This window comes from Kordiimonas sp. UBA4487 (assembly GCF_002389025.1).
GTDB lineage: Bacteria > Pseudomonadota > Alphaproteobacteria > Sphingomonadales > Kordiimonadaceae > Kordiimonas > Kordiimonas lacus.
On sequence record NZ_DGNR01000016.1, the window covers coordinates 1 to 11060 of the forward strand.

The 11060-nt window shown below is 57.4% G+C and carries 14 protein-coding genes; 9 read left to right on the plus strand and 5 right to left on the minus strand.

All coding sequences use genetic code 11. The features are described 5' to 3' along the window. Nucleotides 1–542: 542 nt before the first annotated feature. The gene (locus B3Z17_RS19165; protein WP_286831567.1) at nt 543–1289 is read right to left on the minus strand and encodes a hypothetical protein; all 747 of its coding nucleotides are present in this window, start codon (nt 1287–1289) and stop codon (nt 543–545) included. A 93-nt stretch (nt 1290–1382) separates the two neighbouring features. On the opposite strand from B3Z17_RS19165, the gene B3Z17_RS19170 reads away from it, so the two are divergent. After that, nucleotides 1383–1916: a DUF2975 domain-containing protein gene (locus tag B3Z17_RS19170; RefSeq protein WP_068307152.1), complete on the plus strand. Its 534-nt coding sequence runs from the start codon at nt 1383–1385 to the stop codon at nt 1914–1916. 11 nt (nt 1917–1927) lie between these two features. Beyond that, a complete protein-coding gene (locus B3Z17_RS19175) occupies nt 1928–2134 on the plus strand; it encodes a helix-turn-helix domain-containing protein (RefSeq protein ID WP_068307153.1) in 207 nt (68 codons plus the stop codon). 19 nt (nt 2135–2153) lie between these two features. On the opposite strand, the gene B3Z17_RS19180 is transcribed toward B3Z17_RS19175, so the two are convergent. Continuing rightward, on the minus strand, nt 2154–3182 hold the full coding sequence (locus tag B3Z17_RS19180; RefSeq protein WP_286831570.1) for a lipid A deacylase LpxR family protein: 1029 nt from the start codon (nt 3180–3182) through the stop codon (nt 2154–2156). A 174-nt stretch (nt 3183–3356) separates the two neighbouring features. Between B3Z17_RS19180 and B3Z17_RS19185 the strand changes: the two genes are divergently transcribed. Both B3Z17_RS19185 and B3Z17_RS19190 read left to right on the plus strand, forming a co-directional pair. Continuing rightward, on the plus strand, nt 3357–4568 hold the full coding sequence (locus tag B3Z17_RS19185; RefSeq protein ID WP_286831572.1) for a TIGR04063 family PEP-CTERM/XrtA system glycosyltransferase: 1212 nt from the start codon (nt 3357–3359) through the stop codon (nt 4566–4568). A gap of 3 nt (nt 4569–4571) precedes the next feature. Next, nucleotides 4572–6176 (plus strand): glycoside hydrolase family 13 protein, encoded by a 1605-nt coding sequence (locus B3Z17_RS19190; protein ID WP_286831575.1) that lies wholly within the window; start codon nt 4572–4574, stop codon nt 6174–6176. Between the two features lie 4 nt (nt 6177–6180). Here the strand turns inward: B3Z17_RS19190 and B3Z17_RS19195 are convergent, their stop codons facing one another. Next, on the minus strand, nt 6181–6687 hold the full coding sequence (locus B3Z17_RS19195) for a hypothetical protein (RefSeq protein WP_286831577.1): 507 nt from the start codon (nt 6685–6687) through the stop codon (nt 6181–6183). Between the two features lie 6 nt (nt 6688–6693). After that, nucleotides 6694–7122, minus strand: a complete 429-nt coding sequence (locus tag B3Z17_RS19200) for a CBS domain-containing protein (RefSeq protein WP_068307156.1) — start codon at nt 7120–7122, stop codon at nt 6694–6696. Nucleotides 7123–7392: 270 nt separating this feature from the next. On the opposite strand from B3Z17_RS19200, the gene B3Z17_RS19205 reads away from it, so the two are divergent. From B3Z17_RS19205 to B3Z17_RS19220, 4 genes are read left to right on the plus strand one after another with little or no spacing between them, the layout of a single operon-like run. Further along, nucleotides 7393–8193, plus strand: a complete 801-nt coding sequence (locus B3Z17_RS19205; protein WP_068307157.1) for a DUF1499 domain-containing protein — start codon at nt 7393–7395, stop codon at nt 8191–8193. 43 nt (nt 8194–8236) lie between these two features. Beyond that, complete coding sequence (locus B3Z17_RS19210) at nt 8237–8503, plus strand: hypothetical protein (RefSeq protein WP_068307158.1); 267 nt, start codon at nt 8237–8239, stop codon at nt 8501–8503. A gap of 17 nt (nt 8504–8520) precedes the next feature. Further along, the gene (locus B3Z17_RS19215; protein WP_286831584.1) at nt 8521–9699 is read left to right on the plus strand and encodes a mechanosensitive ion channel family protein; all 1179 of its coding nucleotides are present in this window, start codon (nt 8521–8523) and stop codon (nt 9697–9699) included. Next, on the plus strand, nt 9696–10088 hold the full coding sequence (locus B3Z17_RS19220; protein WP_068307160.1) for an acyl-CoA thioesterase: 393 nt from the start codon (nt 9696–9698) through the stop codon (nt 10086–10088). Before B3Z17_RS19215 ends, B3Z17_RS19220 begins: the two co-directional genes overlap by 4 nt. Nucleotides 10089–10103: 15 nt before the next feature. Here B3Z17_RS19220 and B3Z17_RS19225 read toward each other — a convergent pair whose 3' ends face one another. After that, nucleotides 10104–10463 carry a hypothetical protein gene (locus B3Z17_RS19225; protein WP_286831588.1) on the minus strand — a complete coding sequence of 120 codons (360 nt, stop codon included), beginning with the start codon at nt 10461–10463 and terminating at the stop codon, nt 10104–10106. 126 nt (nt 10464–10589) lie between these two features. Between B3Z17_RS19225 and msrA the strand changes: the two genes are divergently transcribed. Continuing rightward, on the plus strand, nt 10590–11060 hold the full coding sequence (gene msrA, locus B3Z17_RS19230) for a peptide-methionine (S)-S-oxide reductase MsrA (protein ID WP_068307162.1): 471 nt from the start codon (nt 10590–10592) through the stop codon (nt 11058–11060).

Sequence of the window (11060 nt, forward strand, 5' to 3'; positions counted from 1 at the left end):
ATCTACAATGTCAAAGAGCAAATCCTGATCCCGTTTCCCTGCCTGCTGGCTGAGCGCTGGGGTCAAGCGTCCCAGCGGTGCGTCGCGTTGAGCGGTGCGCCCCGTCGGTGTGGGGCGGGTTATAGGGGTGGTTTCCAACCCTGTAAACACCTTTTTTCAGTTTTCTCGAAAAAAGTGGTGATTAACCCGCGAAACCCCATTTTCTTTCCGAATATGTTACGAAACCCTTAATTTTGAGCAATTATATTTCAGGGATAAGCCCCTATGGCGGAAAGCCTCAAGGCCAGAAGCGCGAACGGATGATTCAACGGGGCATGGCGGGAGCATAAATCGGCTGGTTTGGGTGCTGACTCGGGTCATGAAGGCGTGTTTGACGCCCGACATATAACCACCTGAATAAGGCCCCTATAGCGAAAACGGCAGAAAACCGGGCATGAATCAGGTGCACGCCTATTGGTGAATCACGTTGCCACCCTGCCCGGCTGGGCAAGTGCCCCACAGTAGCAGCGTCCACTGCCTATATAGGCTCCCATATATAGGGCCTAATCGATCCCGTGCTTCTTCTTATAGTCGCTGAGCATATTCATCATGGTGCCGATCTCCTGGAAGTCGGCCACTGTCTGGCTGACGGCTTCACTGAACTGGCCTTCAAACTGAACCGCCGCGTCGCCGGCTGTGGCGCGGCGGCGGTCGAAACCGCCGCCTGACGTGGCCGGGTTCCACTCATAGCCGTTGCTGCCCGGTACAAACATGCGGAAGATGCCGTGCACCATCTGCATGGGCTCAGATATCATGGCAGGCTCATAAGGCCGCAAAGGCCCAACCGTCACAACACTATGATTGACCTGATTCTCGTCCACCCCCGCCATGGCGCGCGCCACCTGGCCCAGGAACAGACGATTCTGATAGTCGCTCATGCCCACACCGGTCTGATTCTTGTTCAATCCACCCTTGATCCACTCAGCTGCAGAGAGGACCGACCCGTCCTTGAGGATAATATAGCTATCGCGCAGGTCCGCCCCGGCTGGAAGTTTTGGCTCGCTGTCGTCACTCAGGTCTTTCTTTTCTTCCAGCCGGGGAAAGACGGGAATCACCAGGCCGCCGCCTGACATGCTTCTGGGCAGAACCAGCGGTGCCTCGTCAAAGTGGTTCGGCTCGGGCTCAGTGTCCTGGGCGTGCGCGCCGCCCATCAGGGCCGCGAGCAAAATAGCCACCGACGCTGCAAGCGCCACGATCATGACTGCAAGCCTGCGACGCCGTCCCCCATTCTTCGCCGGTGTCCCGGACATACCTCTTTCCTCTTTCATCGTGCCCTGATATCCTTATCAGGAAATATCTTTTCGTAAAACGATAATTTAATGTCAAAAATGAGGCAACTGCCCGTGAATAACAAGCTCCTGAGCCTGACCCTTCTTAAATGGATCATCTGGTTTTCCATCACGCTGATCATCACTTTCAATGTGTGGATCTGGGTTGACCCGTCAGCGCTCAGTCACCTTGGCGCGGAAAAGAGGCTAATCGATAATTATGGCGGCATTTCGGGCATGGTTCTGTGGCAGCGGATCGCAGGATTCGTGGTGGACGCCCTCCCGGCCGGCCTCCTGATTGCGGCGCTCGCTTCCCTGATTGGGCTCATCAGGCAGCTGGAGGCCGGCAACTGGTTTGCCGAAGCGTCTGAGCGGGCGCTCGCGCGTGTCGGCCACCTGATGCTGTGGTATCTGCTCGCCAGCTTCCTCAATGACACGCTGCTTGTCCTGATTGCCACCGCCACCAACCCACCGGGCGAACGGGCGCTGGCGATCAGCCTGTCGTCCGATACCGTCCTGGGGCTCGTGCCCGCGCTGATGGCACTGGTGATCGCCCGCATGGTGCGCCTGGCGCGCGAACAGCGCGACGAACTGAACCAGATTGTATAGGGAGGCGACTTGTGCCGATTACCGTTCGCCTTGATGTCATGCTTGCGGAACGCAAGGTCAAATCAAAGGACCTCGCCGCCCATGTGGGAATCACCGAAGCCAACCTGAGCCTGCTGAAGTCAGGCAAGGTAAAGGGGGTGCGCTTTGCCACCCTCGAGGCCATCTGCAAATATCTGGACTGCCAGCCCGGCGACCTGCTGCGCTATGAGGAAGACTGACGGCCCGCCGTGGACGCGGCTAGAATCGGGTCGACAGCGTGAAAGCGCTGTAGCGGTGATTGCCGCTGCCGGCAAACTCTGACGTCCGGAAGGCATTCGTAAGCGCCATACGCACCGGCCCGACAAACGCCACCACCCCCACCTGGATTTCAGCTAGCAGCTCTTTCTTGTTCACGTCATGTTCGTGATCTTTCCAGGTACCGTCCAGGAAGATATTGCGGGCGATGGCGCGAACCTCGCTGCCCGCGAACAGGTAAATATCAAAGCCGTCACCTGAAAAATGATCGCTGCCCGGCAGGCTGGGTTGGATTCGGGGCGGAGCGCCCATATCGCGGTCCAGATTGGTCCCCAGGCGGAGCGTCAGTCCCCCTGCCCCATAGGTATAGACATTGCCAAGCGCGACACCCCAGTGCGGCGTGAAATCGAACGACAGGTCATCCGACAGCTTGATCGGGTCAAACCGGTGGCCGCGCGTGTAATACAGGTTGATGCCAGGCTCGTTCGGCAATTGGTGCGGCCAGCCGTTCGGGCGCTGACTGCCGATCACACTGTGCCACCAGCGCTGGGTCTTGCTGGCGAGTGACGCCGGCCCCACCATGCCAAGATCAAGCTTGATGGCTTCATAGCCGGTCTTGTCCTCAACCGTGACGCCAAACTCCAGATAGGTCCAGCCCGCATAGGGGCGGTCATCCTCGATCAGATCAAAGGATTCGATATCCTGTGGGGTATACATATTCTGCCCCAGCGCCACGCTATAATAGAGGTCAGACTTCAGCGCGTTCCTTGCCATCGGGGAAAAGCGCCTGAGGAACCCGCTGATTGTGTCGCCAATCGGCGTATTGCCGGGCCGATGCACATAACTGAGGCGGATACCGTTGGTATAATTCTCGTCTGTGCCAAAGAGGAGGTCGTTTTCCACCTGCAGGGTCAGCACTTCGTTGCCGTCGCTCTGGGCATAGCCTTCAGAATCGGCATGGGCGCTGCCTGTCACCAGCACACACAGCATGGCCGCCGCCGTTTGCCCTGCCTTTATCACTGACTGTTTCACGAATCCCTGACCTCGCTGATTATTGGTGTTGCCGTTTTGGAGCGCAGCTAAATACAAGATTCGGTCACTTTTGTGACGCAGCGCACCACCGGCTTGGTTACACAAACTGTACAAGTCCCTGCGCTTGAGGCAAGCTTGGTCCAATTTTTCAGGCAAAGATTGATCAATAAGCATATGCGCATCCTACATATTCTGGACCACAGCCTTCCCAAACACAGCGGCTATGTCTTTCGCACCATGTCCATCATGGCACAGCAAAAAGCCATGGGCTGGGACCCAGTGCTGGTCACCACTCCACGGCACGGCACGGGCGACGCCCCCTTTGAAGACATAGATGGCTGGCGCATCTACCGCACGCCGAATGGCGGTATCCCCAAATGGTTGCCGGTTGGGCTTCGGGAAATGCGCGAAATGCGACTGACGAAATACCGCCTTCGGGCGCTTGTCGACGAGTTGAACCCCGACATCCTGCATGCCCATTCACCGGTGCTGGATTTCTTCCCCGCGTTCGATGCCGCAGGTGGTCGCCCCGTAGTGTATGAGATTCGTGCCTTCTGGGAAGATGCGGCTGTGGACCATGGCACCACACGGGAAGGCAGCCTCCGGTATAAGGTCAGCCGGGCACTCGAGACCCGTGCGATCCGGCAGGCCGCGGAGGTAACCACCATCTGTGAAGGCCTGCGCGCTGACATTCTTGCCCGTGGCATCCGGCCCGACAAGGTGACTGTGATACCGAACGCTGTGAACGCCGAGGCCTTCCCACCCATTGGGGAAAAGGATGCGGCGCTGACCAGGGAACTTGGCCTTGAAGGCCACACCGTGCTGGGGTTCGCCGGGTCTTTCTATGCGTATGAGGGGCTTGAGTTTTTGATTCGCGCGCTGCCTGCCCTGAAGGCCGAGGTGCCCGACGTGGCGCTCCTTTTGGTGGGCGGCGGGCCAACAGAATCTCGCCTCAAGGCCGCTGTGGCGGAACTTGGCCTAGAAGACACCGTTATTTTCACAGGGCGCGTGCCGCACGACAGCGTGCGCCGCTACTATAGTGTGGCAGATATAATGACCTACCCGCGCCACGGCATTCGCCTGACGGAAACTGTGACGCCGCTGAAACCACTTGAAGCCATGGCCATGACACGCCTGGTGCTGGCAAGCGACGTGGGCGGCCACAAGGAACTGATTGAAGATGGCCGCACCGGCCGCCTGTTCCGCGCCGACGATGCTGCAGACTTTGTAAAGGTGTGCGCCGACCTGATCCGAAATCGCGACGGCTGGGCCGACATACTGAAGGCCGGGCGCGACTATGCACAGAACATCCGAACCTGGCAGAACAGTGTGGCAGGATATGAAGCCGTCTATCGCCGCTGCCTTGCCCAAGGCCGGAGAGGCTGACCGATGCGGATTTCCTATAAGGCAGCCACGCTCAGCGCCCTGATGACCTTTCAGGTGCAGGCCGATGATGCCGTTCATTTCGATAAAACCCGTTACCAGACAGCTGAGGACAAAACGCTGTCTGCCGTGATGGCCGCCCGCGAGGCCGACTGGCGTAATGGGGCGATCGTCTATCAGGTGATCGTGGACCGGTTCGCCCCTTCCCTGAACCTTGAGGCCAAACGGCATCTATATCAGCCGCCCCGCAGCCTGCACGACTGGAATGAAGTGCCAAAGCCCGGCCATCCGGTCGAGGGCGCGGATAATTGGAGCCACGAGCTGGCCTTCTGGGGTGGTGACCTTGAAAGCCTCACCGGGCGGTTGGATTATATCCAAGGCCTGGGGGTGGATGTCCTCTATCTGAACCCGATTCACCTGGCCATCACCAACCATAAATATGACGCGCTCGATTACACCCGTATCTCGCCGGAGTATGGCACGCGGGAGGATGTGAAAACGCTGGCGGGCGCCCTGCACAGCCGCGGCATGAAACTGGTGCTGGACGGCGTGTTCAACCATATGGGTAGCAAGGCACCGATTTTCCGCGACGCGCTCACGGACGCCAACAGTCCCTACCGGGACTGGTTCTTCATCGGCCCCGCATACAAGAACGGCTATCGCGGTTGGATCGACTCGCCTGCGCTGCCGGAACTGCGGCTCGAGAACCCTGAGGTACAGAATTATATATACAAGAGCCCTACGTCGGTCGTGCGGTCCTACCTGCGGGACGGCATCGATGGCTGGCGACTTGATGTAGCCTTTGATGTTGGGCCCACGGTGCTCCAGGACCTGCGCACAAGCGCCCATGGCGAGAAGGCAGGAGCACTGATTGTCGGTGAGGTCTGGAGCTACCCTGACGGCTGGACCCAGTCGCTCGACGGTATTTTGAATTTCCCGGTACGTAAAATCATCGAAAGCCTTGTGGACAGCAAGCTGGACGGCGCGGCTGCCGGGCGCATGCTGGGCGCGATGGTCGAAGACACCGGCATGGACGGCATGCTCAAGTCCTGGCTGCTGCTGGACAATCACGACACCAAGCGGCTTGTGGATATGATGCCCCAGGCCTGGCAACGGGACATGGCGCAGGTGCTGCAATTCACCCTGCCCGGGTCACCGAACCTCTATTACGGCACGGAACTGGGCATGCACGGCGGGGAGGACCCGGAAAATCGCGCACCCATGCGTTGGGATATGGCCACGGGCGACAACCCGGCCCTCCGGCGCACGCAGGAACTGATCGCGCTGCACAAAGGCGAACGCGCGCTCCGGGTCGGCAACTTCCGCACGATTGAGGCCACCAGCTTGCTGGCATTCGAGCGCTACACCGAAAAGGCGCTGGAAACCGTTTTCGTGATAGCGAACCCGAGTCCCGCACCGGTCACGGAAACGCTGATGATCAGAAACTGGAAAATGATGAACGGCACACCCGTGGTGGATGCCTTCACGGGCAAGCGGGCGGCTGAAATTCGGTCAAGCTTGATGGACATCACAGTGGATGCCCATAGCGTGTTGGTGCTGAAGCCCGCAGACTTCGACAATGAATGGTCGCCCTACGAGCGGGTGCAGTAGGGGGCTATCTTGCAGGGAAAAGTGCTGCGCAGTCCGCCTCTACCCAGTCAGACTTGATAGTTTCAGGTTCCATGGCCTGCTCAGGAAAGACAACCACTGCACGGATTTGGAAAATGCAGGTACCGCCACCTCCCGGCTGGCTTCTTGCTGGCAGCAAGAGGCTTGCCACTTTAGAACTGTAGGTCAGCGTTTCTCCCGCTTCCAACGTCAGGCTGGAAAGAGGAAACCTTTCGAACTGAGAAACCACCACTGCAGGATTGAACCACCCGTCTGGTGATTGCCCATTTTGGGAGATCAGTTCTCCTGCTGGTCCCTTCATGCGGATACTGAAAACCGACGGAACTCCATCAAATTGGTTCTTCCCGATTTTCACCACTGAGTCTGACCGATTTTCCACAACCAAGCTGGCTTCTGATGCATCAACAGTCAGGCTAAGGTACAGCTGATCGATCGCCAACGACGGCATCGACAGAGCTGCCAACGCAACGACAAAAACCCAACGCAAATCCATCTCCCCCTACCCCTGGGCGATATAGTCCTTGAGCGCTTCGTTTTCAGCCGCGGCCTGCTGCATGCGGTGCTTGACCACGTCACCGATCGAAATCATGCCGATCAGCTTGTCGCCGTCCACGACGGGGACGTGACGGATGCGCCGCTCAGTCATCATTTTCATCAGTTCATAGACAGTATCGTCTTTGCCGCAGGTGAAAACCGATTTGGTCATCAGCGTCGACACGTCATCGGCCAACACACCACCGCCCCGAATGGCAATGCCGCGCACCACATCACGTTCCGACATGATGCCGCAGATGGTGCCGCCGTCGACAATTGGAATGGCCCCGATGCGCCGCTCTCCCAGAAGTTTGGCAACTTCCATCACGGTACAGCCACGCTCCATCGCAATGATATCATCACCCTTGTGGGAAAGAATCTGGCCAACATTCATATAGCGTCTCCCTCGTCATGGGCCCGCCGGGATTGGCTTGGGCCGTAAAAAATCAAGATACTCGGGTAAACAGGTCTTCATTATGCCTCTTTTATGGGTTTGAAGCAAAAGGGATTACAGCCGCAGTGCATTGCTAAAAGTTGGCTTAAAAGTCAGGCTATCCTTTTCTGCACGCAACGGTTACGGTACAACTGAATTGGGGCATATGAAATTGAGGGCAGCGGAAATGAACAGCGTATGCGGTGTGTGTTACCGCAACGGGGGAGAGTGATGTCGCGCATCTTTTTCAAAAAGGGAGGACAGAAACCGTCTGTCTTTGCCACCCTCGGGCTGATCACGGCATGCCTCACACTGCTGGCCCTTGTGATTGCAGGGCCGATATACCGAGCCGGCCTGTTTGGCGACCCGTCCTCCGACCCCACCCTCTTTGACCTTCAATTCAAAATTATCACCGTCGCGTTCCGCCTGATGCTGGTGGCGGCGAGTTTCACCTTTATTGGCCTGCTGCACGGACGATTCGCAAGCCGCGCCCGCACCAGTTGGCGCGGTATCACCGCGGCACTGTTGGTTGCCATCAGCGCCTGGCCACTTGGCAGCCTTTTTTACCGCGCCGAAAATGCACCAGTGCTGCATGATATTTCTACCGCACCCGCAGACCAACTGACATTCCGCACGCTTCCAGGAAGAAGCTATGAAGTGAATAGACCAAGCGACATCCTGGGCAGCCGCCTGGAACCGGGCTACCTCAAGAAGCTGCACGCTGCTTACCCCGGACTTGGCAGCACACCCCTTGCCGGCAGCGTCACAGACGCCACCCAGGCCGCAGCGGAAACCGCCAAAAAGCTTGGTTGGAGTGTCGTGGCACAGGACCCGGGCGCAGGCCATGTTGAAGCCATCTACAGCAGCCCCTGGTTCGGTTTCCGTAGCTTTATCGTCATCAACGTGCGCGAAAAAGACGCAGTGGCTTTTCTTGACATTCGCGCCGTATCTGAGATGGGTCATACTGACTTTGGCATCAATGCAGACCTGATTGATGCCTTTACATCGGCACTGCGCACGCGGGTAGGATAACCCGCAGGGACATTGCGCGCTGCCCTTTCGGGAAGCAGACCAAATGAAAAGATTCCTCTTGATTGCTGCCTCGGTCGTTGCACTAGGCGGCGTTGCTTATTGGGCCCTTTATGTTATGGGCCGTATTGAAGGCGTCGAGCTATCGGGCCATGGCGTCGTAGCCATGATCATCGGCCTTCTGTTTACTATTCTAATTGGCTTCGGCTTGATGGCGCTTATTTTCTTCTCAAACAAGCATGGGCATGACGAAGCCGTCCATAACCTGTATACGTCTAATCCAACGTCAAACGACGATGATGACAAATCATAAACAGGCAGGACGAAACGGTGACCGAAAAGGACTTTGAAGCAAACTGGGGTGATTTCTGGGCACTTGTAAAGGATGTCTGGGCCAACGGGCTGTATGGCGTCGATGTTGGACAGATCATCACTGCTGTGGGCATTTTCCTTGTCTTTCTCATGTTCCGGAACCTGTTCACGCGGTTTGTTCTCAACCGCGTATCCAGTTGGGCTTCCAAAACCGAGAATACGCTGGATGACAGCCTGATTGATGCCATCAAGGCACCAATTCGCTTCATCCCTGTGGTCCTTGGCCTCTTTTTCGCCACCGCCTACCTGGAACTGGATCCGGATTCCTCAGCTGTGGCGTCGAACCTGAACAAGTCGCTCATTGCCTTTGTGATTTTCTGGTCGCTTTACCGCGCGGCCGGTCCCGTGGGTGACCTGTTGCAGCGCGCCGACAAATACCTGACGTCGTCAATGATCCAGTGGCTCGCGAAGGCCATCCGCATTGCCTTCGCGCTGCTGGGCGGCGCCACCATCCTTGAAATCTGGGGCATCCAGGTTGGGCCGCTGATTGCGGGCCTCGGTCTGTTTGGTGTGGCTGTAGCCCTTGGCGCACAGGACTTGTTCAAGAATCTGATCGCCGGACTATTCGTGATTGGAGAAAAGCGTTTCCATCCCGGTGACTGGGTCCTGGTGAAAGGCATCGTTGAAGGCACAGTTGAGCATATCGGCTTTCGCACCACCACCATCCGGCGCTTCGACAAGGCGCCCGTCTATGTGCCCAACACCAAGCTTTCCGACCATGCCGTAACCAACTTCTCACGCATGACCTTCCGCCGCATCAAGTGGGTAATCGGGCTTGAATATGGCAGCACGTCCACGCAGCTAAGCCAGATACGCGACAATATCGAACGCTATATCCTCGAAAGCCCTGATTTCGTCCAGCCGGACGAAACCGCAACCTTTGTGCGCATCGATCAATTCTCCGGCAGCTCCATCGATATCCTGCTGTATGCCTTTACCCGCACCACAAACTGGCTGGAGTGGATGGCGATCAAGGAAAAGCTGCTCCTGGAGATCAAACGAATCGTGGAGGATGCCGGTACCGGCTTTGCCTTCCCGAGCCGCTCGCTATATATCGAGGCCATGCCCGGAGAGTTTGAGGCAGCGCCAGTTGACACGCAGACGGCTCCGGCCCAGCCCACAGGAACAAAAGCATGACCGTGAAACCACTTGATGAAGAACGCCGCCGCGCGGCCATCCGCACCATCCCGCAGCCATCAGACCTGAATGTGAATGGCAACATTTTCGGTGGCTGGGTGCTTTCTCAGATGGACCTTGCGGGCGCCGATGCTGCCAGCCGCCTTGCCGGCGGCCCGGTAGCAACCGTGGCGATTGAAGGCATGAAATTCCACCGCCCGATTGAACTGGGCGATGTGATCAGCATTTATGCGGATATTGAAAGGACCGGACGCACGTCCGTCACGGTGAAGCTGGATGTATATGCCGAACGCGGCGTTGAGCGCACCCTGCATCAGGTAACGGAAGGCCGCTACATCTTTGTGGCCATTGACGGGGAAGGTCGCCCTACCCCGCTCAGGAACGCCTGACCGGGGCCAAAGCCGCTACTGGCCCGTTGTTTCATCGCCGTCGCCGATTTGCACGCCAGATTTATCAAGCTCTGCCGTGCAATATTGCGCCACGGCGTCCAGGAAAGTGCGGTTCTCCGGATTCAGTTCATTGCGCGACAGCTGTGCTGAAAGCTCCAGGTAGCGTGAGAAATCCAGCCGCTTCTTGAATTCTGAAACCGTACAGTCACACAGCGGTTTGCAGGTTTCCTCTCCAAAGCCAGGCACGCATTCCGTCAGGCAGCGCTGACGGTCCAGGTCCAGCAATTCCTGCGGGATTTCGGTGGACTGCGCCTGCACTGCGCCGGTCATGAAAAGGGTCATCGCCGCTGACACCAGCCTGAGGTTGCGTTTCAAGATCGTCTCCTACACATTCTTTTTACCTGAAAGCCCCTCGACACGGCGGCCCGGCAATCACATATTGCGCTTGTAGCACTTCGCACAATCCTGTGCGTATTAGAACTGATTAAAAGAGACAATAAAATGGCAAAAGCGACTTTTGGTGGTGGATGTTTCTGGGGCGTGGAAGAAATCTTCCGCACGATGGACGGCGTAACCGGCACCCGCGTCGGCTATATGGGCGGCGCCAAGGAGCAACCGTCCTATGAGGAAGTCTGCACCGACAAAACCGGCCACGCCGAGGTGGTGCAGGTTGAGTTCGACCCGGCCAAGGTTGATTTTGGCGCGCTTGTGGACGTGTTTTTCGATAACCACAACCCAACGGAGCTGAACCGCCAGGGCCCCGACGTGGGCACTCAGTACCGGTCCGCCATCTTCTATCATGATGATGAACAGAAAAAGGTGGGCGAAGAAAAGAAAGCAGCACTGATCGCCTCTGGCCGTTTCAAACGCCCCGTGGTGACCACGCTTGAAAAGGCCGACACCTTCTGGGAAGCGGAAGAATATCACCAGCAGTATCTGGCGAAGCGCGGCCTTTCCAGCTGCCATATATAA